General features: G+C 70.3%; 21 protein-coding genes and 1 tRNA gene. 10 read left to right on the plus strand and 12 right to left on the minus strand.

What is annotated here, in order from left to right; all coding sequences use genetic code 11:
• Positions 1-219: 219 nt before the first annotated feature.
• Both holA and FE256_RS00655 read right to left on the minus strand, forming a co-directional pair.
• A complete protein-coding gene (gene holA, locus FE256_RS00650; RefSeq protein WP_138172305.1) occupies positions 220-1,257 on the minus strand; it encodes a DNA polymerase III subunit delta in 1,038 nt (345 codons plus the stop codon).
• A 41-nt stretch (positions 1,258-1,298) separates the two neighbouring features.
• Positions 1,299-1,823 (minus strand): winged helix-turn-helix transcriptional regulator, encoded by a 525-nt coding sequence (locus tag FE256_RS00655; RefSeq protein ID WP_138172306.1) that lies wholly within the window; start codon positions 1,821-1,823, stop codon positions 1,299-1,301.
• Between the two features lie 122 nt (positions 1,824-1,945).
• On the opposite strand from FE256_RS00655, the gene FE256_RS00660 reads away from it, so the two are divergent.
• Entirely contained in the window at positions 1,946-2,683 is a 738-nt protein-coding gene (locus FE256_RS00660; protein ID WP_138172307.1) for an oxidoreductase, read from the plus strand.
• 29 nt (positions 2,684-2,712) lie between these two features.
• Positions 2,713-3,069 carry a nuclear transport factor 2 family protein gene (locus FE256_RS00665; protein ID WP_138172308.1) on the plus strand — a complete coding sequence of 119 codons (357 nt, stop codon included), beginning with the start codon at positions 2,713-2,715 and terminating at the stop codon, positions 3,067-3,069.
• A gap of 48 nt (positions 3,070-3,117) precedes the next feature.
• Here the strand turns inward: FE256_RS00665 and FE256_RS00670 are convergent, their stop codons facing one another.
• Complete coding sequence (locus FE256_RS00670) at positions 3,118-5,484, minus strand: ComEC/Rec2 family competence protein (RefSeq protein ID WP_138172309.1); 2,367 nt, start codon at positions 5,482-5,484, stop codon at positions 3,118-3,120.
• Positions 5,481-6,098: a ComEA family DNA-binding protein gene (locus FE256_RS00675; RefSeq protein WP_138172310.1), complete on the minus strand. Its 618-nt coding sequence runs from the start codon at positions 6,096-6,098 to the stop codon at positions 5,481-5,483. The genes FE256_RS00670 and FE256_RS00675 overlap by 4 nt, the downstream gene beginning before the upstream one ends.
• Positions 6,099-6,209: 111 nt before the next feature.
• Between FE256_RS00675 and FE256_RS00680 the strand changes: the two genes are divergently transcribed.
• A complete protein-coding gene (locus FE256_RS00680; RefSeq protein ID WP_138172311.1) occupies positions 6,210-6,701 on the plus strand; it encodes a DUF2087 domain-containing protein in 492 nt (163 codons plus the stop codon).
• Between the two features lie 110 nt (positions 6,702-6,811).
• Here the strand turns inward: FE256_RS00680 and leuS are convergent, their stop codons facing one another.
• Positions 6,812-9,388 carry a leucine--tRNA ligase gene (leuS, locus tag FE256_RS00685; RefSeq protein ID WP_138172312.1) on the minus strand — a complete coding sequence of 859 codons (2,577 nt, stop codon included), beginning with the start codon at positions 9,386-9,388 and terminating at the stop codon, positions 6,812-6,814.
• A 91-nt stretch (positions 9,389-9,479) separates the two neighbouring features.
• The gene (locus tag FE256_RS00690; RefSeq protein WP_138172313.1) at positions 9,480-10,730 is read right to left on the minus strand and encodes an anthranilate synthase component I family protein; all 1,251 of its coding nucleotides are present in this window, start codon (positions 10,728-10,730) and stop codon (positions 9,480-9,482) included.
• A 42-nt stretch (positions 10,731-10,772) separates the two neighbouring features.
• Here FE256_RS00690 and FE256_RS00695 point away from each other — a divergent pair, with 42 nt between their 5' ends.
• From FE256_RS00695 to FE256_RS00715, 5 genes are all read left to right on the plus strand, one after another.
• Positions 10,773-11,453, plus strand: coding sequence for a DedA family protein (locus tag FE256_RS00695; RefSeq protein ID WP_138172314.1), 681 nt, complete (start codon positions 10,773-10,775; stop codon positions 11,451-11,453).
• Positions 11,454-11,458: 5 nt separating this feature from the next.
• Positions 11,459-12,490, plus strand: coding sequence for an App1 family protein phosphatidate phosphatase (locus FE256_RS00700; RefSeq protein WP_138172315.1), 1,032 nt, complete (start codon positions 11,459-11,461; stop codon positions 12,488-12,490).
• Between the two features lie 200 nt (positions 12,491-12,690).
• On the plus strand, positions 12,691-13,401 hold the full coding sequence (locus FE256_RS00705) for an SOS response-associated peptidase (protein ID WP_138172316.1): 711 nt from the start codon (positions 12,691-12,693) through the stop codon (positions 13,399-13,401).
• On the plus strand, positions 13,398-14,303 hold the full coding sequence (locus tag FE256_RS00710) for a 3-methyladenine DNA glycosylase (RefSeq protein WP_138172317.1): 906 nt from the start codon (positions 13,398-13,400) through the stop codon (positions 14,301-14,303). Before FE256_RS00705 ends, FE256_RS00710 begins: the two co-directional genes overlap by 4 nt.
• A gap of 44 nt (positions 14,304-14,347) precedes the next feature.
• Positions 14,348-14,423, plus strand: a tRNA-Ala gene (locus FE256_RS00715).
• Positions 14,424-14,499: 76 nt separating this feature from the next.
• Here FE256_RS00715 and FE256_RS00720 read toward each other — a convergent pair.
• Positions 14,500-15,441 (minus strand): LysR family transcriptional regulator, encoded by a 942-nt coding sequence (locus FE256_RS00720; protein ID WP_138172318.1) that lies wholly within the window; start codon positions 15,439-15,441, stop codon positions 14,500-14,502.
• A gap of 119 nt (positions 15,442-15,560) precedes the next feature.
• Here FE256_RS00720 and FE256_RS00725 point away from each other — a divergent pair, with 119 nt between their 5' ends.
• Positions 15,561-16,553: a DUF1852 domain-containing protein gene (locus tag FE256_RS00725; protein ID WP_138172319.1), complete on the plus strand. Its 993-nt coding sequence runs from the start codon at positions 15,561-15,563 to the stop codon at positions 16,551-16,553.
• 18 nt (positions 16,554-16,571) lie between these two features.
• Positions 16,572-17,609 (plus strand): methionine synthase, encoded by a 1,038-nt coding sequence (locus FE256_RS00730; RefSeq protein WP_138172320.1) that lies wholly within the window; start codon positions 16,572-16,574, stop codon positions 17,607-17,609.
• A gap of 49 nt (positions 17,610-17,658) precedes the next feature.
• Here the strand turns inward: FE256_RS00730 and rsfS are convergent, their stop codons facing one another.
• The 5 genes from rsfS to FE256_RS00755 are packed head-to-tail and all read right to left on the minus strand — an operon-like array spanning position 17,659 to position 21,462.
• Positions 17,659-18,036: a ribosome silencing factor gene (rsfS, locus tag FE256_RS00735; RefSeq protein ID WP_138172321.1), complete on the minus strand. Its 378-nt coding sequence runs from the start codon at positions 18,034-18,036 to the stop codon at positions 17,659-17,661.
• Positions 18,033-19,325 (minus strand): hypothetical protein, encoded by a 1,293-nt coding sequence (locus FE256_RS18410; protein ID WP_252370856.1) that lies wholly within the window; start codon positions 19,323-19,325, stop codon positions 18,033-18,035. The genes rsfS and FE256_RS18410 overlap by 4 nt, the downstream gene beginning before the upstream one ends.
• The gene (nadD, locus tag FE256_RS00745) at positions 19,322-19,918 is read right to left on the minus strand and encodes a nicotinate-nucleotide adenylyltransferase (protein ID WP_138172322.1); all 597 of its coding nucleotides are present in this window, start codon (positions 19,916-19,918) and stop codon (positions 19,322-19,324) included. Before nadD ends, FE256_RS18410 begins: the two co-directional genes overlap by 4 nt.
• Before the next feature lie 10 nt (positions 19,919-19,928).
• Positions 19,929-20,153: a hypothetical protein gene (locus tag FE256_RS00750; protein ID WP_138172323.1), complete on the minus strand. Its 225-nt coding sequence runs from the start codon at positions 20,151-20,153 to the stop codon at positions 19,929-19,931.
• A gap of 49 nt (positions 20,154-20,202) precedes the next feature.
• Positions 20,203-21,462 carry a glutamate-5-semialdehyde dehydrogenase gene (locus FE256_RS00755; RefSeq protein WP_138172324.1) on the minus strand — a complete coding sequence of 420 codons (1,260 nt, stop codon included), beginning with the start codon at positions 21,460-21,462 and terminating at the stop codon, positions 20,203-20,205.
• Between the last annotated feature and the right edge of the window lie 4 nt (positions 21,463-21,466).

Raw genomic sequence — 21,466 nt, forward strand, 5'->3', positions numbered from 1 at the left:
GGATTCCGCGGGCGGAGGATGGCCGCGGGAGTTTCGGTCCTCCGCTCCCCGAATCTCCTCCGCTGAAGCGCTCTCGCGCGAGAGAGGAACACAGGATGCCGGTCGCGGCGGGGCCGCGCGGAGTTGAGGGTGTCGCGGGCCCGGGAAGCCGCCGGTCGGGCGGCCCAACGCGGCGACGACGTCTGGGCCGCGCTGGCGCCGCCCGGCAGCGGTCGCGAATCAGCCGCCGTAGGGCTGGCGCGTGGCGATGATCGTGATCATGCGCTCCAGCGCGAACACCGGGTCGCGGGAGGCGCCCTTGACCTCGGCGTCGGCGCGCGCGGTCGCATGGATCGCCATCCCGAGCGTGTTCCCGGTCCAGCCGACGAGGTCGCGCCGCGCGCGGTCGATCTGCCAGTCCTTCATGCCCAAGCGTTGAGCGAGCACCCCCGACGATTCGCGGTGGCCGGCGACGCGCGCCATCGTCCGGAGCTTCATGGCCACGGCCGCGACGAGCGGGACGGGATCGGCCCCGGATGCCAGGGCGTGGCGCAACGCCAGGAGCGCGGGGCCGTACTGACCGGCGATCGCGGTGTCGGCGACCGTGAACGCGGAGGTCTCGACGCGGCCGCCGTAGTATCGCTCGACCGTACGCTCATCGATGTCGCCGGGGACGTCGGCGATGAGCTGTTGGCACGCGGCCGCGAGCTCGGTGAGGTCGTCGGCGAAGGCCGAGACGAGCGACCGCAAGGCGACCGGGGCGATGCGCTTCTGCGCGGCCTTGAACTCGCCGACGGCGAAGTCGAAGCGGTCGGAGTCGCGCTTGACGGCGGGGCACGCGATCTCGATGCCGCCGCCCTGGCCCGCGCGGATGGCATCCAGGAGCTTCTTGCCGCGCACGCTCGCACCGGTGTGGCGGAGGACGACCGTCGCGCCGTCCTGCGGGTGCGCGAGGTACGACAGCGCCTCGGTGAGGAAGGCGTCGCTGCACTTCTCGACTCCCCCGACGCGCACGAGCCGCGGTTCGCCGAACAAAGAGGGCGAAGTGACCGCGAGCAGAGTGCCCGCGGTGTAGTCATCGGCTCGGACGTCGGTGATCTCGAGGCTCGGGTCCTCGCTCTTGAGGTATTCGCGGATGCCCGCGGTCGCGCGCTCGGCGCACACTTCTTCCGGGCCCGAGATGAGCACGACCGGCGCGGGCTGGGGGGTGCGCCATCCGATCTGGGGAATGGCCGACTTCGCCTTCGCGGGGGCGGAGCGTCGAGGGGCCGGGGTCACTCCCCCAGCCTACCGACCGGGTCGGACACGGACGCCGAGGATCAGCGGCCGGGGTCAGCCGTTCGCCCCGTCGAGGCGGGTGTGCGCGGGGTGGCGTAGCGGGCGCGCATCTCCGGCCCGGCGGCCGGTCCGGACCGGAACGCGAAGCGCGGATCCGAGACGGAGAGCCCGGTCACGGGGTCGATCGTCACCGGTTCCACTTCGTCGCCGGTCGTCACGTCCACGAGCACCATCGCCCGCTCCTCCGGGGCCAGCTGCTCGTTCCTCCACGCCGCGAGGGCGACGAGGATCGGTCGGAGCGACCGGCCGAACTCCGTGAGCACGTACTCGTTCCGGACGGGGCGGTCCTGGTACGGGCGGGTGGTGAGGATGCCGTTCTCGACGAGCACCTTGAGGCGCTTGGTCAGCATGCTCGAGGACAGGCCGATGTTCGCTTCGAACTCGTCGAAACGCGTGTAGCCGTCGAAGCAGTCATGGAGGATCAGCATGGTCCACCATTCGCCCACGTACGACATCGCGGTCGATAGCGGGCATTCGCGATCCTCGACCCGGATCTGTGCAGACATCCGACACTCCTTCCGACCGTGACCGGCGCACTCGGCCAGTCACTGCTAATGTAGCAGCCATGGTGACTGTCGAAACAGAAGTTACGCCTTCCGGGGCACCCCACGGAAGACAGCATCGGGCTGTGGTCAGCGGAGGCACGAAGGGCACGGGTGCGGCCGTGGCTCGCCGGCTGCGGGCCGCGGGGATGCAGGTCACCGCGATCGCCCGGACGCCCGGCACCGACGAGGATGTCCGGTTCGTGGCCGCCGACGTGACCGACCCGGGTGCGGTTCGCGACGCCGCGCGGGTCATCCTGACCGACGGGGCCCCCGACGTCGTCGTCCATGTTGCCGGCGGATCGCACTCCCCCGGCGGCGGCTTCGGAGCCCTCGGCGAGACCGAGTGGGCGCGCGAGATCGACCTCAACCTCCTGGCGGCAGTGCGGCTCGATCGCGAGCTCGTCCCGGCCATGATCGAGGCCGGGCGCGGAGCGATCGTTCACGTGTCCTCGATCCAGGCGCGGATGCCGTTGTGGGACGGCACGCTGGCGTACGCGGCCGCGAAAGCGGCCCTGCGTACGTACAGCAAGGGCCTTTCGTGTCAGCTCGCTCCCCTCGGCATCCGCGTGAACACCGTCTCGCCGGGCGGTATCCAGACCGCGGGGGCCGAGGCGCTCGTCGAACGCCTCGCCGCGGACCTCGACGGAGACAAAGACGCGGCGTGGGACTCACTCGTCTCCGCGCTCGGCGGTGTGCCGTGGGGGCGTTTCGCGACGCCCGACGAGGTCGCGTCCACGATCGCCTTCTTGGCCTCGGATGCCGCGGCGAGCATCACCGGAGCCGACCTCGTCATCGACGGTGGCACCGTCCGAACCATCTGACCACCGATGATCCCTGGAAGGGACAGACCATGACCGACGTGTACACGCCCTACGACCCGACCCTCCTTCCCTCCCCGGTCGTCGCCTACCTCGACGCGCGGGACGACCACCGCCACGCCGACGCCACGGCCGTGTTCTCTCCGGACGCGGTCGTGATCGACGACGGCCGGACCTACCGGGGTCGCGACGCGATCTCCGCCTGGATCGCAACGTCCTCGACGGAGTTCACGTACACGAGCTCCCGCCTGGACCAGTGGGTCGATGACACCCGTCGAGCAGTCGTGCGGGTCCGACTCGACGGCAACTTCCCCGGCGGTACCGTCCTGCTCCGACACGGATTCGACCTCGCGGCCGGATGCATCGAGCGACTGGTGATCGAGGTCTGACCACTCGCGCGGGCAGCACCAGGAGTGCTGTCAGGGCACAGGCGTGGCTCACGGCGGTCTCTGTCGCCACAGGGTCAACCGCTCCGACTCGTCGTACCAGACCGCCAGGATGCCGTCGGCGTCGGTGCGAGCCGCGGTGGTGCCGACGGACGTGAGGATGTCGAGCAATCGGGCCGTGGGATGGCCGTACGTGTTGTCCGCGCCGACACCGATGAGCCCGAGGGGCGCGTGCAGGCGACGGTAGAGCTCGGGGTCCTGGTCGGCGCTGCCGTGGTGCGAGACCTTCACGATCTCGACGCGGGGGACGTCGACGCGGCGGAGGAGCGCCGCCTGCGGCTCGGCGCCCAGGTCGCCGAGCATCACCGTGCGGGGGAAGCCGGGCCCGGAGACGTCGATGGCCACGCTCGCGTCGTTGCCGGGCTCCATGCCCGGAAGCGGGCCGAGCGCCTGCCACCGCGTCTCGCCGAGGGTGCCCGTGAGACCGAGGGATGCCGTGCGCAGCTCCGCCCCTCTCGCGGCGAAGCGGTCGAGCAGCCTCTCGTCCGCGCGCTCTCCGACCGGTCCGTGCAGGACGACGTCCGCGCGTCCGAGGATGGCCGGGGATCCGCCGACGTGGTCCTTGTCGAAGTGCGTGAGCACCACCAGGTCGAGGCGGTCGATCCCGAACGTCTGCAGACATTCCGCGAGCGGCTCGGGCTCGGGTCCGGTGTCGACGAGCGCCACCGCGGACCCGGATCGCCACAGCGTGGCATCGCCCTGACCGACGTCGCACATCGCAACCCGCCAGTCGGGCGGAACCGTGAGCGGCCCCGCGACCGTGCGGATCGTGCTGGTGCCGCCGATCGCGCCCAGGAGGATGGCCACCGCCGCCGTCGCGAGCGCGGTGATCCGCGGGCCGCGGCGGGGGCGAAGGATCGCGAGGACGACCGCGCCGCCCACCGCGGCCAGGAGCGCCGCGCCCGGCGGTCCGTCCGGCCAGGGAAGGTTCTGCGCAGGCCAGGACGCGGTGGTGTGCGCCACCCCGGCGATCCAGGCGGCGGGGATCCACGCCAGCGCGGTCAGCCCGTCGCGCAGCCACGGGAACGGCGCGACGCAGGCCAGGACCCCGGCGATCGTCGCCGGTGCCGCCGCCGGATCCGCGAGGAGGTTCGCGGCGACCCCGAGGAGGGGGACGTGCGGGTCGATCAGCACGATGAGCGGGCCGCAGACGAGCTGGGCAGCCGCCGGCACCGCGAGGGCGAGAGCGAGGGGCGCCGGCATCCATCGACCGAGCCCGTCCGCGAGCGGCCGGGCCAGGACGAGGAGCGCGGCGGTAGCGGCTGCCGACAGGGCGAAGCCGAGCGAGCGACACAGCCAGGGGTCGGCGATCAGGAGGAACGTGACCGCCGCCGACAGCACCGCGACGCCGAGCGTGGGACGCCCGAAGCCGAGGGCGAGGATGCCGATCGCGCTCATCGCCGCCGCCCGGACCACGCTGGGCTCGGGCGTGACGAGCACCACGAAGCCCGCGAGCACGAGCAGCGCACCGGCCACCCGGACCCACCGGCGGGTACCGCACAGGGCGAGCACGCCGAACGCGGCGCCGACCACGAGCGCACAGTTCGCGCCCGACACCGCCGTCAGGTGTGACAGCGACGCGGCGTTCATCGCCTCCTCGGTCGCGGCGTCGAGCCCGGAGGTGTCGCCGACCGCGAGCCCGGGAATGAGACCCGCACCCGGCTGCGGCAGTCCACGAGTCGAGGCCAGGAGCCCGTCGCGGAGCGCTGCGAACCAGCCCCAGAATCCGTCCGGCGGGGGCGCGCGGTCGACCTGGGTTGCGCGCAGCACGAGCACGGCGCGGTCGGTGGGATCCGCGGGGATCGCCCGACCGGACAGGACGACCTCGCTTCCCTGCTCGGATGCCGCGAGTCGCTCGCGTCCGTCGGCGTCGACCCCGATGCGCACGGGGAGCGCTCCGCGCACCGTACTCGCGCCCGCGGAGACGGCGGAGGCGACCGCATCGAACCACGCGCCTCCATCGACGCTGCGCGACAGGTGGCCGGTGACCGTGGCGGTCACCCGGAGGTGGCGGCCGCCATCGACCTGCAGGTCGCCGACCTGCGCGCGAGTCGGGGCGAGGGTCGCAACGGTGCCCACACTGGCCGCCGCGCACGCGAGAGCGACGGCTGCCACGACGATCGCCGGATGCCGGAACTTCACGAGCACACCGATCGAGACCGCCGAGGCCATAGCGAGGATCAGCGCGAGGATCCATGGGTCCGGGAAGGCCGTCCCCGCCGCCGCTCCAGCCCAGGTCGTCGCGGCCACGGCGGCGGGGCGCCACGCGCGGCGACGCAGAGCGCGGCGACCGTCTCCCTGCCCGTCGAGTCTCGGGAGGCCGGCCGCCTCGGCGCTGGACCGTACGGAGCCGTTCACACCCGCACCAGATCGCGCAGTCCCGCGAGCATCTTGTCGCCGATGCCGGGCACCGAACCGAGATCGTCGACGCTCGTGAAGCGGCCGTTCTCCTCGCGCCACGCGAGGATGCGATCCGCGAGCGCCGGACCGATCCGGGGCAGCGCGTCGAGCTGCTCGCGCGTCGCGGTGTTGAGGTCGAGCGGCCCGACCGTCGCTCCCGGCGCTCCCCCGGCGGCGGCCGTAGGTGCGGCGCCGACGACGGGCACGACGATCTGCTCCCCGTCCGTGACGGCGCGCGCGAGGTTCACGCCCGCGCGTTCGGCATCGTCCGCGAAGCCTCCCGCGCGCGCGATCGCGTCGGCCACGCGGTCGCCGACCTCCAGCCGGTAGAGCCCCGCTGCCCGTACCGCGCCCGCCACGTGAACGTACACGCCGGCCCCGGCGGGAGCGCTGGCCCGGCCCGTCGGCGCGGGCGTCGTCGTGACGGTCTCGGTGCCCGTCGTCCCGCGGAAGATCCCGATCCCCACGGTGATGGCGAAGGCGAGGAGCACGAGGACGATCACCGCCCCGACACCGAGACGGCGGCGCGAACCGAGGCGCGGAGGAGTCTCGATCGGGTCCGGTGATGCCATCACGCCAGCACCCTACGAAGGTCGCGCGCACGCCCGTCGGGCTCTGCGCCGCATTCGTGGACGATGTCTCGGATCGCCTCCCTGGGGAGGAGTCGCGCCTAGCCTGGAACGATGAACGAGAACGCGTGGCGCGCAATTCTGTCCGCCCTCGCCGATGACCGCGGTCGCGAGCTCTACGCGCGGATCGTGCGGGGCGAGCCGGTCGACAGCACCCAGACGCCCACGAAAGCACGACGGAGCCTTGCCGCCCTGATCTCAGCAGGACTCATCACCGAGACCGATGATGGCTACTCCGCGTCACCGACGGTGTTCCGTGATGCCCTCGCCGCGGCGCCGCGCACCCCGCGCGCCACAGGCCCGGAGCGCTTCTTCATGGAAGGGCGCCTGACGACCCTCCCATCCCGCGACGCCGACCGGCGCTCGGTGCTCACCGTCGTGGCATCCCGTTCGCTCTCGCCCGGCGAGGTCGTGACCGAGACCGAGATCAACACACGCCTCGCGATGATCACCGACGACGTCGCTGCACTGCGCCGCGCCCTCGTCGACACCGGTCTCGTCGAACGCACGCGCACCGGAACCGCCTACGCCCTCGCCGCCCCCTGAACGACGGATGCCACGCCCCCACGCTCGGCAGAGCGCCGGGGGCGTGGCATCCGGATTGCATGCAATCGGCCTCGACGATCAGCCCACGGATTGCGTGCTAAATCAACCGCTTACTTCGTCGAGAAGCTGACCACCTTCGGCGGGCGCACGACCGCGCGCACGATCTCGCGCTCACCGAGCGCCCGGCGCACCTTCTCGTCCTGGCGGGCCAGGGCCTCGAGCTCTTCGGCGCCGATCTTGGCCGAGACCTCGAGCGTGCCGCGCACCTTGCCGTCGATCTGCACGACCGCGGTCACGGTGTCTTCGACGAGCAGCGTCGGGTCGGCCTGGCGCCACGTCGTGAGCCCGACGAAGCCGTCGTAGCCGAGCGTCTGCCACATCTCCTCGGCGGTGTGCGGGGCGAACAGATCGAGCGTCATCGCGATGACCTCAGCCGCTTCGCGCACGGCGGGGTCGCTCGTGCCCGCGCTGCCGTCGATGGCCTTGCGGGTCGCGTTCACGAGCTCCATGAGGCGCGCGACGACGACGTTGAACTTCGTCTGCTCGACGAGGTTCGGTGCCTCGGCCAGCAGACGGTGCGTGACGCGGCGCAGGGCCTGGTCGCCTTCGGCCCACACGACGTCGGTCTCGCTGTCGACGTCGTGCGCGATGCGGAGGGCACGAGCGAGGAACTTCGCCGCGCCCGTGGTCGAGACGTCGTTCCAGTCCTTGTCGTCTTCCACCGGGCCGGCGAAGGCGAGAGCCACGCGCAGCGCGTCGGCGCCGTGGGCGTCGAGCTCTTCCTGGAAGAGCACGAGGTTGCCCTTGCTCTTCGACATCTTGGCGCCGTCGAGGATCACCATGCCCTGGTTGATGAGGCTCGAGAAGGGCTCGGTGAACTCCACCAGGCCCATGTCGAACAGGGCCTTGGTGATGAAGCGCGCGTACAGAAGGTGGAGGATCGCGTGCTCGACGCCACCGATGTAGTAGTCGACCGGTCCCCACTTGCCGGCCTCGCGGCCCGAGAACGCCTCGGTCTCGTCGTTCGGCGAGAGGAAGCGCAGGAAGTACCACGAGCTGTCGACGAACGTGTCCATCGTGTCGGGGTCGCGGAGCATCGTCTGACCCGTCTCGGGGTCGGTGACCTGCACCCAGTCGGTCGCGGCACCGAGCGGCGATGTGCCCTTGGGCTTGAGGTCGAGCCCCTCGACCGACGGCAGCACGACGGGCAGCTGGTCGGCAGGCACGGGCACGATCGTGCCGTCCTCGGCGTGCAGCATCGGGATGGGCGTGCCCCAGTAGCGCTGGCGCGAGATGAGCCAGTCACGCAGGCGGTAGGTCTTGGCCGCGCGGCCGACGCCCTTGGACTCGAGTTCCTCGATCATGCGCGCGATCGCGTGACGCTTGGACAGGCCGTTCAGCGAGCCGGAGTTGATCATGCGACCGTCACCGGTCAGGGCGATGCCCGTCTTCACCGGGTCGAGGTCGTCGACGTCGCCGAGCGGGTCGATCGGCACACCTTCGTCGTCGAGCTCGATCACGGGGATCGCGCCGGTCACCGGAGCGTTCGTGTCGACGACGACCTTCACGGGCAGGTCGAATGCGCGGGCGAAGTCGAGGTCGCGCTGGTCGTGCGCGGGCACGGCCATGACGGCGCCGTGTCCGTAGTCGGCGAGCACGTAGTCGGCGGCCCAGATCGGCAGCTTCTCGCCGTTGACCGGGTTGATCGCGTAGTGGCCGAGGAACACACCGGTCTTCGGGCGGTCGGTGGCCTGGCGCTCGATGTCGGTCGCGCGCTGGACCTCGGCGAGATAGCCCTGGAAGCGCTCGCGCACCTCGATATCGGCGGATGCCGCGAGCTCGGCCGCGAGGTCGGACTCGGGCGCGACGACGAAGAACGTCGCTCCGTGCAGCGTGTCGGGGCGGGTGGAGAAGACCGTGATCTTGTCGGCGCGACCCTCGATCTCGAACTCGATGTCGGCACCGATCGAACGGCCGATCCAGTTGCGCTGCATCTGGATGACCTTCTGCGGCCAGAAGCCCTCGAGCTGGTTGAGGTCGTCGAGCAGACGGTCGGCGTAGTCGGTGATCCGCAGGAACCACTGCGTCAGCTTCTTCTTGACGACGACGGCACCGCTGCGCTCGCTCGTGCCGTCGGGCAGCACCTGCTCGTTCGCGAGCACCGTCTGGTCGACCGGGTCCCAGTTGACGAGGGCGTCCTTGCGGTAGGCGAGGCCCTTCTCGTACAGCTTCTGGAACAGCCACTGGTTCCAGCGGTAGTACTCGGGGTCGCTCGTGTGCAGCACGCGGCTCCAGTCGAACGAGACGCCGTAGTCCTTCAGGCTCTCCTTCTGCTGCGCGATGTTCGCGTAGGTCCACTCCACGGGGTCGGCGCCGCGCTTGATCGCGGCGTTCTCAGCGGGCAGGCCGAACGAGTCCCACCCGATGGGGTTGAGGACGTTGTACCCGCGGTGGCGCCAGAACCGCGCCACGATGTCGGAGTAGAGGTAGTTCTCGGCGTGCCCCATGTGCAGATCGCCCGAGGGGTAGGGGAACATCGCGAGCACGTACTTGCGGGGGCGCGTGTCGGCGTCGCCGCCGGCGCGGAACGGGTCCTTCTCGGCCCACGCCTGCTGCCACTTCGCCTGGATCTCGTGCGGATCGAAGCCTCCGTCGGTGGACGGCGCGGAAGAGGGGTTCTGAGACACGGGTGAGACCAATCGTGAAGTCGGGAGAGCCGCGAGGGCCAGCGTCCAGGCTACCGGACCGCGCGCGGCCCCTTCCGGCGCGGGCAGCGCCTCACCATCCGGGCGGCACGGCGGCTCCGAGGGCCGCGAGCGGAGCCCGGGCCTTGATGCCCACTTCGGCGACCTCGGATGCCACGACTGACCGCCACGTGATGCCTCCCCCGGCACCGACCCAGGCGGCATCCGGCTCCACCACGATGCTGCGGATGACCATCGCGAGATCCGCGGCGCCGTCGTCGCCGACCCAGCCGAACGTCCCGGAGTAGACACCGCGTTCGGCGCCCTCCAGACCGGCGAGGATCTCCCGGGCCGAGGCCTTCGGAGCACCGGTCATGCTCCCGGCGGGGAAGGCGGCGTCGAGGAGATCGCCGATCGTCGTCGCCGGACGCAGCGCCCCCGAGACCTCGCTCACCAGCTGGTGGACGGTCGGATATGTCTCGACCTCGAGCAGCCGATCCACGCCGACCGACGACGGCACGCACACCCGCGAGAGGTCGTTGCGCATCAGGTCGACGATCATGACGTTCTCGGCGCGCTCCTTGGCATCCGATCGCAAGTCGTCGGCGAGGGCCGCATCGCGCTCCGGATCCGGATGCCGCGGACGCGTGCCCTTGATCGGGTGCGTGTGCACGCGTCCCCCGCGCACCTCGAGGAAGCGCTCCGGCGACGCGCTGACGAGCGTCGTGTCGCCCAGACGCAGGAAGCCCCCGTGGTGCGACGAGGCGGCGATACGCAGCCGGCGGAAGGCGGCCAGCGCGTCGACTGTTCCCGGCACGGTGAAGCGGGTGGTGAGGCAGAGCTGGTAGGCGTCGCCGTCGGCGATGCGCTCGCGGCAGGCTCCGATGAGTCCGGCGTACTCCTCGGGGGAATGACGAGCGGATGCCACGCCCCGGCCTTCCACGATCGGAGGCGTCGCGGCCCGTGGCGCATCTGCGCCCGCGGCAGCGAGGGAGCCTCCAGACCCTGTGGACGACAGCGCCCAGACGCGCCGCGACGCATGGTCGAAGGCCAGCAGTTCCTCCACCCGCAGCCAGGCGGGAGCGCCCTCGTACGAGACCCAGCCCACCCATCCACCGCGGAAGTCGGGGCCGGAGATGCCCGGGGGCGGGGGGATCGTGGCATCCACGTTCCGGGGCGATCCGGCCGTGTCCGGACGCCCGGCGCCGAGGTAGCTCCACCCCGTCGAGGCGTCGGGGCCGGCGTCGAGCCAGAACGCGTGCGGCTCGTCGGCGAACAGGGCGCAGAAGACGTCGTCGGGCTCCCGCCACCGCGGCAGGGCGACCGTGGAGAGGGAGCGCGGCACGCTCTCAGGCTATGCCTCACCGCCGGCCCTAGGCTGAGCGAGGTGAACGAGATCCTCACGTGGCTGCTCGACGTCGTCCAGAACGTCGACCCCGTGGTGCGCACGCTGGTCGCCGGAGTCGCGATGGTGCTCGAGACGAGCGTGCTCGTCGGTCTCGTGGTCCCCGGGGACACGGTGGTGATCGTCGCGGGCACCGCGATCGCCTCGCCCCTCGAGGGCGTGCTCCTCGGCATCGCCGTCGTGCTCGGCTCGCTGGCGGGCGAGAGCCTGGGATTCTGGCTCGGCCGGTACTTCGGCCCCCGCATCCGGGCCTCACGCCTCGGACAGAAGCTCGGCGACCGCAACTGGGACCGCGCCGACCGGTACTTGCGCCGCCGCGGCGGACCCGCGATCTTCCTCTCGCGCTTCCTGCCCGTGCTCCACTCGCTGGTGCCCCTGACGGTGGGGATGAGCGGCTACCGCTACCGGCGATTCCTGGCGTGGACGGCGCCCGCGTGCATCGTCTGGGCGAGCCTGTACATCACGGTGGCGGCCACCGCGGCGGGTACCTACCGGGAGCTCGCGGACCGGATCCACTACGCGGGGTATGTCTTCGTCGGGATCATCGTCGTCTTCCTCGTGCTCGTGTACGTGGGCAAGAAGGTGCTGGAGCGTATCGAGCGCCGTCACCTCGCCGAGGAGGCCGATTCCCTGGAGCCGGCGGGCGACGACGTGAAAGACTGAGCGGGATGCCTCGCTCCCCTCGCGCCAAAGTGCTCTGGTTCGCCCGCCTCGAGTACCGCTTCCATGCCTGGCGCGAACGTCGCGCGCGGGCCCGCGGGCTCCGCCCCGCCGTCGCCGGGTTCCCGGGGTACGGCACCGAGGAGTGGGTGCGGGTGCTGGGCCGTGTCCTCATCGCGCCGCCGCTCAAGCGCACGGCTGCCGGGGACTCGGCGAGCCTGCGGGGCTGGCGCAGCTTCGCCGCCGTCCCGGTGGGCTACGCGCAGGTCACGGTGACCATCGAGGGCGTCTCGCACGAGGTCGTCGCCGACCGGGGAGGCGTCATCGACGCCACACTGCCCGCCTCGCTCGCACCCGGGTGGCAGACGGTGTCCATGAGAGTCGAGGGCAGCGAGCCGACCGAGACCCGCGTCTTCGTCGTGGGCTCCGACATCCGCTTCGGCGTCGTGAGCGACATCGACGACACGGTCATGGTCACCGCGCTCCCCCGACCGCTGCTCGCGGCCTGGAACTCCTTCGTCGTCGACGAGCACGCACGCCAACCCGTTCCCGGGATGGCCGTCATGCTCGAGCGCCTGTCGCGCGAGCACCCCGGCGCGCCCGTCATCTACCTGTCGACGGGTGCCTGGAACGTCGCCCCGACCCTCACGCGCTTCATGCGCCGCCACCTGTTCCCGGCGGGGTCTTTCCTGCTCACGGACTGGGGTCCCACCCACGACCGGTGGTTCCGCAGCGGCCGCGATCACAAGGAACAGAACCTGCGCCGTCTGGCCGCGGAGTTCCCCCACGTGAAATGGCTGCTGGTCGGCGACGACGGCCAGCACGACGATTCGATCTACACGGGCTTCGCGATCGAGCACCCCGAGAGCGTCGCGGCCGTCGCCATCCGACGTCTGCTGCCCGCCGAAGCTGTGCTCGCCGGTGGTCGCACCGTCGTCGACGACCACTCCGCCGCCGACGTGCCGTGGGTGAGCGAGTCGGATGGCGCCGGCCTCCTCGAGCGGCTCGAGGACGTCGGGGTCGTCTCGCGCGACGCCTGACCCGCGCGGGGTCGGTGCCGCGGGGTGCCGGTGCGGTGCCGGTGTCGCCCCGTGTCGGTGCGGCGCGGCGATTCCGCGAGACTGCAGCCGGCTGACATCCCGGTTGCAGCCTGCAGTGGAGTTGTCAGCGGCGTGAAGTCTCGCGGGCCCACGGCTCCGTCGCCACCCCGCGTGTCCGAGGTGCCGCGTACGGTGGAGACATGTGCGGTCGATTCGTCGTGGCCAATGTGGCATCCGAGCTCGTGGGCGTGTTGCGCGTCGACGTCGAGGCCGACGAACTCCCTCCGCCGTCGTACAACATCGCGCCCACGGCATCCGTCGCGATCGTGCTCGACTCGGTGAAGACCGAGCCGCCCGTCCGGCGCCTCGAGGTCGCGCGGTGGGGTCTCGTCCCGGGCTGGGCGAAAGACGTCAAGATCGGGGCGCGCGCCTTCAACGCCCGGTCCGAAGAAGTCGAAGAGAAGCCGATGTTCCGGAACGCCCTCATCAAGCGGCGCGCCGTGATCCCCGCGTCGGGGTACTACGAGTGGAAGACGACCGAGGCGGGCAAGACCCCCCATTACATCCACCCCGCCGACGGTTCACCGCTGTTCTTCGCCGGCCTGTACGAATGGTGGAAAGACCCGACCAAAGCCGACGACGACCCGGCGCGCTGGGTGCTGAGCTGCACGATCCTCACGCGCGACGCCATCGGGCGGCTCGGGTCGATCCACGACCGGATGCCACTGTTCATGGATCCCGACTTCGCCGATGCGTGGCTCGACCCCACGACAGAGAACGTCGGCGACATCCTGGATGCCGCGATCGACGCGGCCCCCGACATGGTCGAGACCCTTGACGACCACGTCGTGTCGGCGGCGGTGGGGAACGTCCGCAACGATTCCCCCGACCTCATCGAGCCCGTCGAATGAGCGCCGTCCTCGATGGAACCGCCCTCTCCCGCGCCGAGTGGAGCGCCCGGGCCGAGGCGCACGCTGCGCGGGCCGACGAACTGACCGCCGCCCACCGCGCCCGTGCCGCCCGACAGCAGAAGCACCCCGTCGAGGACTTCCTGTTCACCTACTACTCGTACAAGCCGGCGATCCTGCGCAAGTGGCATCCGGGTCCGGGTGTGGCGCTGTGCGATGCCGAGGAGCGCGCGTCCTGGCGCTGGTACTGCGAGTCCGCCGACGGCGTCGAGGTGGATGCCGAGACCTTCCGCCGCGAACGGGGCTCGCTGTACCGCGGAGTCGTGAACCTGCTGCGGGCGACGGCCGCGCGTCCGGCGCGTTTCGGCTGCTTCGGGCTCCACGAATGGGCGATGGCCTACCGCTCCGATGACGTGCGCCACGCCGTGCCGCTGCGGCTGGGGCGCGACGGCACAGATGCCGTCGTCGAGACCCATGAGCTCACCTGTACGCACTTCGACGCGTTCCGGTTCTTCACGCCGGATGCCGCTCCCCGGAACCGCACTGCGCTGACCCGCGACCTGCAGGTGCGCCACGAGCAGCCCGGCTGCCTGCACGCGGGCATGGACGTCTACAAGTGGGCGGTGAAGCTCGGGCCGCTCGTGCCGGGCGACATCCTGCTCGACGCGTTCGCGCTGGCCCGCGACATCCGCACGCTCGACATGGAGGCATCGCCCTACGACCTCGCCGACTGGGGCTACTCCCCCGTCGCGATCGAGACGCCCGCCGGAAAAGCGCAGTACGTCGCTCGCCAGCGCGCGCTGAGCGAGCGGTCCCAGGCTCTGCGCACGGGCCTGCTGAATGCCGTCACCGCGGGCGACGACACGCCCGGTGGAGCCGATTTCTTGCGTCCTGATTCCGTGTAGTAAGCTCATGGAGTTGCCTCGAACGGGGCGAAACAAACGAATACGGGCCTGTGGCGCAGCTGGTAGCGCACCTGCATGGCATGCAGGGGGTCAGGGGTTCGAGTCCCCTCAGGTCCACCAACACAACGTCTCGCGGCATCCGTCGCGAGACGTTTTCGTTTCCCCCGCGATGGCTCGCCGAGGTGGCATCCGGTCGCTACCCGATCAGCTCCACGTCGAACTCCGTGACGACCGCGCGCACTTCGTCGAGGTACTTCTGCGCCTGAGCGGTCAGTGGGATGGCGGAATGGGCGATCCAGCCGATCTCGATGCGCTCGTCGACCTGGAGCGGGACGGCCACGATCTCGGGGTCGAGGTCGTCGCTGATGATGCCGGTCGAGATCGTGTAGCCCTCGAGGCCGATCATGAGGTTGAAGATCGTTGCGCGGTCCGACACCCGGATCTCCTGTGCGCTGGACAGCGTCGAGAGGATCTCCTCGGCGAAGTAGAACGAGTTGTTCGTGCCCTGGTCGAACGTCAGCCGGGGAAGACCGGCGAGATCGTCGAGAGTCACTCGTTCGCGCGCCGCGAGCGGATTCTTGCGCGATACGAAGATGTGCGGGTCGGCGAGGAAGAGCGGGTGGAAGACGAGGCCCGAATCGCGCAGCAGCTTGTCGATCACGTTGCGGTTGAAATCGTTGCGGTACAGGATGCCGAGTTCGCTCCGCAGCGTGCGGACGTCCTCGATGATGTCCCACGTGCGCGTCTCGCGGAGCGAGAACTCGTACTCGGCGGCGTCGCTCGCCTTCACCATCCGGACGAATGCGTCCACCGCGAAGGAGTAATGCTGGGTCGAGACGCCGAGAAGACGACGCGACGGAGGCCGGTCCAGGTACCGCTGTTCGAGGAGCGCCACCTGTTCGACGACCTGGCGCGCATATCCGAGGAACTCGACACCGTCGGCGGTCAGTGTGATCCCGCGCGCCGACCGGACGAGGAGGGCGCGCCCGACGCGGGCTTCGAGATCCTTCATCGCCGCGGACATCGTCGGCTGCGACACGTAGAGGAGGTCGGCGGCCGCGGTGATGGAGCCCTCCGCGGCGACCTCGATGAAGGACTGCAGCTGCTGCAGCGTCACGCCGCTCGCCCGTCGTGCCATAGGTGAATCCTATAGTTACGGATAGTGGCGATGGATTACCCGATGATCGATGGTGGCCCGCACGATGGACTCACCGACGACCGCCCGGTCGTGGGACGACGAGCTACAGGAGTGGCGCCATGGCGAACGAGTTCACCTTCCGGATCTCGACCACCCGGTTCGACGAGGACTACTCGCCGTCCGACAGCTCTCGGGCCACGACGAACTTCGCCAATCTGGCGCGCGGCGAGGCCCGGCAGGAGAACCTCCGCAACGCGCTGACGATGATCGACCGCCGGTTCAACGACCTCGCGCGGTGGGACAACCCGGACGGCAACCGCTACACCGTCGAGCTCGACATCGTCTCGGTCGACCTGGAGTTCGCCGAGGCGGGCGAGGCCCAGCGGTTCCCGCTCCTCGAGGTGCTCGACGTGCAGGTCGTCGACCGGGCGACCGGAAAGCGCCTCCCGGGGATCGTCGGCAACAACTTCTCGTCGTACCTCCGCGACTTCGACTTCAGCGTGCTGCTGCCCGCGGTCAACGCGGACGCGACGACCTTCACGGTGCCCGAGGACTTCGGCACCCTCCACGGCGCCCTCTTCCAGCACTTCCTCGAGTCCGAGGCCTATCGCGAGCGCTTCGCGCTGTCGCCCGTGATCTGCATCAGTGTCTCGACGAGCAAGACCTACCGTCGCACCGACAACGTCCACCCCGTCCTCGGCGTCGAGTACGCGCAGAACGAGTACTCCCTCACCGACGAGTACTTCGGCAAGATGGGACTCCAGGTGCGCTACTTCCTGCCCGAGGGCAGCGTCGCGCCCCTCGCGTTCTACTTCCAGGGCGACCTCCTCAACGACTACAGCAACCTGCAGCTCATCGGCACGATCAGCACCATGGAATCGTTCCAGAAGATCTATCGGCCCGAGCTGTACAACGCCAACTCGGCCGCGGCGAACATCTACCGCCCGACCCTCGAGAACCACGACTTCTCGCGGACTCGCGTCGAGTATGACCGCGAGGAGCGCTCGCGACTCGCCGTGACGCAGGGCAAGTACGCCGAGGAGCACTTCATCGCGCCGCACGGAGACCTCCTCGCCCGTTGGGCCGGCCTCTCCCCCGCTCTCGTCCGCTGATCCCCGGGACCCCCACACATGAACACACTTCTGCCCACCGCCGTCGTCGGCAGCCTGCCCAAGCCCTCGTGGCTCGCGGAACCCGAGAAGCTCTGGTCACCGTGGGCACTCGAGGGCGACGCTCTCGTCGAGGGCCAGCAGGACGCCTTGCGCGCGGCCGTCCACGAGCAGCACCGGCGCGGCATCGACATCGTCAGTGACGGCGAGCAGACCCGTCAGCACTTCGTCACGACGTTCATCGAGCACCTCAGCGGTGTCGACTTCGAGAACCGCGAGACGGTTCGCATCCGCAACCGGTACGACGCGAGCGTGCCCACCGTCGTCGGCGCCGTCGAGCGCGAGAAGCCCGTCTTCGTTCAGGATGCCGCGTTCCTCCGGTCCCAAACCGACCAGCCCATCAAGTGGGCCCTCCCCGGCCCCATGACGATGATCGACACGCTCGCCGACCGGTACTACGGCAGTCGCGAGAAGCTCGCGTGGGAGTTCGCCGGCATCCTGAACCAGGAGGCGCGCGAACTCGAAGCGGCGGGGGTCGATGTCATCCAGTTCGACGAGCCCGCGTTCAACGTGTTCTTCGACGATGTGCGGGACTGGGGCATGGCGACCCTGGAACGGGCCGTCGAGGGCCTCCGCGCCGAGACCGCTGTGCACATCTGCTACGGCTACGGGATCAAGGCGAACACCGACTGGAAGGCGACGCTCGGGCCCGAGTGGCGGCAGTACGAAGAGTCGTTCCCGCTGCTGCAGCAGTCGAGCATCGACATCGTGTCGCTCGAGTCCCACAACTCCCGGATCCCGATGCAGATCATCGAATTGATCCGCGGCAAGAAGGTCATGCTCGGGGCCGTGGACGTGGCCACCCACGACATCGAGACCCCCGACGAGGTGGCGGACACGCTGCGGAAGGCGCTGCAATACGTCGATGCCGACAAGCTCATCCCGAGCTCGAACTGCGGAATGGCGCCGCTGCCCCGGGACGTGGCCCTCGCGAAACTGAGCGCGCTGAGCGCCGGTGCGGCGATCCTGCGCGAGGAGCTCACGGGCGCGCTGGTCTGAAACGCCGAAGGGCCGCTCCGGTGGGGGCGGCCCTTCGATGCGTCTCGGCTCAGTCGGCGGATGCCGGGGTCGGAAGCTCCAGCGGAACGACGGGGCAGTCCTTCCACAGGCGCTCGAGGCCGTAGTAGACGCGCTCCTGCTCGTGGAAGACGTGCACCACGAGGTCACCGAAGTCCAGCAGGATCCAGCGCGATTCCTGACGGCCCTCACGGCGGAGGCGCTTGTGGCCCGCTTCGAGGAGCTTCTCTTCGACCTCGTCGGCGATGGCGGCGACGTTGCGCTCGTTGCGTCCCGTCACGAGGAGGAAGATGTCGACGAGCGGCAGCGGCTCGGACACGTCGAGGGCGACCAGGTCTTCACCCGCCTTCGAGTCGGCGGCGATGGCGGCGATACGCGCCATCTCGATTCCGTTGGCGCTGGCGGTCATCCGAAGACTCCTGTCGTGAAGGCGAGGACCAGCGCGACGGCGACCGCGACGGCGAGGGCGCCGGTGGTGATGATGAGACCGATGACGAGCTTGCTGCCCTTCTCGGGTGCCGGTGGCCGGATGATCTCCCCGGGTTGCTTGACGGTGCTGATCGCGGCACTGGCGGCGATCGGCGTCGGGGACGATGCCGGCGGCAGCTCCCCGTCCAGAAGCACGGCGTCGACGTCGCGACCGTCCGTGGTGCCGGGAGCGTGTCCGGCCGAGCCGAGTCCCTCGGGGAGTTCGAACGTGCCGGTGATGAGCACCTCGCCCGTCGATGTCACGGGGCCGACGAGCGGCACGCCCGAGGGGGTCTGCGACAGGATCAGGGCGTTCGGCGTCGACACCGAACCGGTGGAGGGGCCACGGGCGATGAGCTGGTCGAAGGACGGCGGGAGCGAGATCTCGGGTGTCTGGCCGGCGAGGAGGTCGGACCCGAGGGCCGGGTTCACGGTGGACACCGGGGCGTCCTCATCGCCTCCCGCGGAGGGCTCCGGTGCCACGGGGGTCTCTTCCGCGGCTGCGGGGCGGAAGATCGCTGGGAGCGAGTCCTTCTCGCGTTCGTCCGCGTGGTCGGCCGCGGTGGACGGCGTCTCATCGGGCGAGGCCGAATCCGCTGTGGCGACGGCGACGGCGTGCTCCGTGGCGGGCTCTTCGTCCGCGGGTGCCTCAGCCGTCGATGCCGCCGACAGCGGCGCCGGGAGGCCGGGCTGCAGATCGGGCGAGATGATCGGCACGGACGCGGTGCGGATGCGCTCCTGCGCGCGGGCCTGGCGGCGGGTCAGGCCGGTCACACCGAGGTCGCCGGGGTCGGACGCGGGCGCGAAGGATGCGGGAACGATGGGGTGTTCCGTCACGACGGGGGCGGTGGCATCCGTCGATTCCGGCGCCGCGGGAGCGACCTCGTCCGAGGATGGCTCGTCCTCGTCCGCTGCGGCGGGGGCGGCCTCGGTCTTGTCGGCCCTTCCTCGACCGAACAGTCCGCCGAGCACGCCGCCCTTCTTCGCCGGCGCCTCGGGAGCCCGCTGCGGCTCGACGACGGGCTCTTCGGCCGATGCTTCCTCGATCGTGGCGTCGCCGGAGGGCGAGGGGATCTGGGCGTCGACCGGCGCGGACTCCGGCTCGGCGGGCGCCTCCGGTGCCGGCTCGTCGAGCTGCGGCGTGATGATCGGCGTCGCGCCGGTGTTGCGGAGTTCGCGCAGCTGACGCCGCGTCAGCGGCGGGGTCTCGGGGTTCTCGGATGTGCTCATGCAGGGCTCCGGTAGAGGTGATGCTTCGCGATGTACTGCACGACACCGTCGGGCACGAGGTACCACACCGGGTGGCCTCGGCGCACGCGGGCGCGACAGTCTGTGGACGAGATGGACAGCGCCGGGATCTCGAGTTGGCTGACGTCGTCGGTGGGCAGTCCCTCGGTCGTCAGCACGTGCCCGGGACGGGACACGGCGACGAAATGGGCGAGGTCCCACAGCTCCTGGTGATTGCGCCATCCGAGGATCTGCGCGACGGCGTCGGCACCGCTGATGAAGAACAGATCGGCGCCGGGGCGCTCGCGCTTCAGATCCCGCAAGGTGTCGATCGTGTAGGTGGGGCCAGCGCGATCGATGTCGACACGGCTCACCGTGAACTGCGGATTGGAAGCGGTCGCGATGACCGTCATCAGGTAGCGGTGTTCGCTCTCGGTGACGTCCGCCTTCTGCCACGGTCGCCCCGTCGGCACGAAGATGACCTCATCGAGATCGAACGACTGCGCGACCTCGCTCGCGGCGACCAGGTGACCGTGGTGGATGGGATCGAACGTCCCACCCATGACCCCGATGCGAGGGGTTCGCGTCACCGACATATGGTGGGCCTCAGTGGCCGTGCGCCTCGGGAGTGGGCGTCCCGTTCTTGCGCGCGTAGGCCTCGGCCTTGTGCGCGTGACGGTTCGAGACGTTGCGGTACGACAGGGTGACCAGGCTCAGCGAGATGAACACGACGAACGCCACCGCGCCGATCCAGAGGGTCTCGGCCTGAACGTTGCCGCCGTGGTGTGCGCCTTCTTCAGCGGCGTGGGCGATCAGCGAGGCGAAAGTCATCAGTGCTCCGTTCGAGAATTCTGCGCGAGGCGCAGATCCATTTTAGCGGTCAGGCCCGGACCTGGCCGTCGCCGCGCCCGAGCCACTTGGTGCTGGTGAGTTCGGCGAGCCCCATGGGGCCGCGGGCGTGCAGTTTCTGGGTCGAGATCCCGACCTCGGCACCGAAGCCGAATTCGCCACCGTCGGTGAAGCGCGTCGACGCGTTCACGAGCACGACGGCCGAATCCACCTCGGCCAGGAATCGCGCTGCGGATGCCGCGTCGTCGGTGATGATCGATTCGGTGTGGTGCGTCGAGTACCGGCGGATGTGCTCGAGAGCGCCGTCGAGATCGTCGACCACGCGCACGGCGAGGTCGAGGCTGAGGTACTCGGTCGCCCAGTCCTCTTCCGTGGCCGCGACGATCCGCGGGTCGTAGCCCGCCGCCGTCTCGTCTCCATGAACGCGCACCCCTGCGGTGGCGAGCGAGTCGAGGAGGTCGGGCAGGAGCCGGTCGGCCGCGTCCCGGTGCACGAGCACCGTCTCGACGGCGTTGCAGACGCTCGGACGCTGGGTCTTGGCGTTCAGCACGATGTCGCGCGCCCAGTCGGCCCGCGCCGTGGCATCCAGGTAGACGTGCACGACACCGGCGCCGGTCTCGATGACGGGCACGGTGGACTCGGTCACGACCGTTTCGATGAGCCCGGCGCTCCCGCGAGGAACGAGGACGTCGACCAGGCCGCGCGCGTTCATGAGGGCGCGGGCGCCCGCACGTCCGAATTCGTCCACGGTCTGGATCGCCTCGGGCGAGACGCCGCGGCTCTTCAGCGCGCCGCGCATGACCTCGACGAGCGCCGCGTTGGAGCTCTGGGCGGCGGACCCTCCGCGCAGCACCACCGCATTGCCCGAGCGGAGGGCGAGGGCGGCGATATCGACCGTGACGTTGGGGCGTGCCTCGTAGATCGAGCCGACGACGCCGAACGGCACGGCGACCTTCTCGAGCGCGAGACCGTTCGCCAGCGTGCGGCGGTCGAGCACGCGGCCGACCGGGTCGGGAAGCTCAGCGACGTCGCGGACCGCGGCGGCCAGAGACGCCACCCGCTCGGCGTCCAGGCGCAGTCGGTCGAGCAGGGCGTCGCCGATGTCGGCATCCCGGCCACGGTCGAGATCCTCGGCGTTGGCCGCGACGATGTCGTCGGTGGCGGCGTCGATCGCGTCGGCGATCGCGCGCAGCATCGCCGTCTTGGCTGCGGAGTCGAGGAGTCCGACCTGACGGGCGGCGTCCTTCGCCAGACGCAGGCGATCGTCGACCGAGACGGCGGTGAGGGTCATCGTG

This window comes from Microbacterium sp. 5K110 (assembly GCF_005774735.1).
In the GTDB taxonomy this organism is placed as follows: domain Bacteria; phylum Actinomycetota; class Actinomycetes; order Actinomycetales; family Microbacteriaceae; genus Microbacterium.

Bases quoted from the DNA above. Each gene is read 5' to 3' on its own strand.
- FE256_RS00655 (WP_138172306.1), bottom strand. From the start codon at position 1,823: ATGTCTGCACAGATCCGGGTCGAGGATCGCGAATGCCCGCTATCGACC.
- FE256_RS00665 (WP_138172308.1), top strand. From the start codon at position 2,713: ATGACCGACGTGTACACGCCCTACGACCCGACCCTCCTTCCCTCCCCG.
- FE256_RS00675 (WP_138172310.1), bottom strand. From the start codon at position 6,098: ATGGCATCACCGGACCCGATCGAGACTCCTCCGCGCCTCGGTTCGCGC.
- FE256_RS00680 (WP_138172311.1), top strand. From the start codon at position 6,210: ATGAACGAGAACGCGTGGCGCGCAATTCTGTCCGCCCTCGCCGATGAC.
- FE256_RS00700 (WP_138172315.1), top strand. From the start codon at position 11,459: ATGCCTCGCTCCCCTCGCGCCAAAGTGCTCTGGTTCGCCCGCCTCGAG.
- FE256_RS00705 (WP_138172316.1), top strand. From the start codon at position 12,691: ATGTGCGGTCGATTCGTCGTGGCCAATGTGGCATCCGAGCTCGTGGGC.
- FE256_RS00710 (WP_138172317.1), top strand. From the start codon at position 13,398: ATGAGCGCCGTCCTCGATGGAACCGCCCTCTCCCGCGCCGAGTGGAGC.
- FE256_RS00720 (WP_138172318.1), bottom strand. From the start codon at position 15,441: ATGGCACGACGGGCGAGCGGCGTGACGCTGCAGCAGCTGCAGTCCTTC.
- FE256_RS00725 (WP_138172319.1), top strand. From the start codon at position 15,561: ATGGCGAACGAGTTCACCTTCCGGATCTCGACCACCCGGTTCGACGAG.
- FE256_RS00730 (WP_138172320.1), top strand. From the start codon at position 16,572: ATGAACACACTTCTGCCCACCGCCGTCGTCGGCAGCCTGCCCAAGCCC.
- rsfS (WP_138172321.1), bottom strand. From the start codon at position 18,036: ATGACCGCCAGCGCCAACGGAATCGAGATGGCGCGTATCGCCGCCATC.
- FE256_RS18410 (WP_252370856.1), bottom strand. From the start codon at position 19,325: ATGAGCACATCCGAGAACCCCGAGACCCCGCCGCTGACGCGGCGTCAG.
- nadD (WP_138172322.1), bottom strand. From the start codon at position 19,918: ATGTCGGTGACGCGAACCCCTCGCATCGGGGTCATGGGTGGGACGTTC.
- FE256_RS00750 (WP_138172323.1), bottom strand. From the start codon at position 20,153: ATGACTTTCGCCTCGCTGATCGCCCACGCCGCTGAAGAAGGCGCACAC.
- FE256_RS00755 (WP_138172324.1), bottom strand. From the start codon at position 21,462: ATGACCCTCACCGCCGTCTCGGTCGACGATCGCCTGCGTCTGGCGAAG.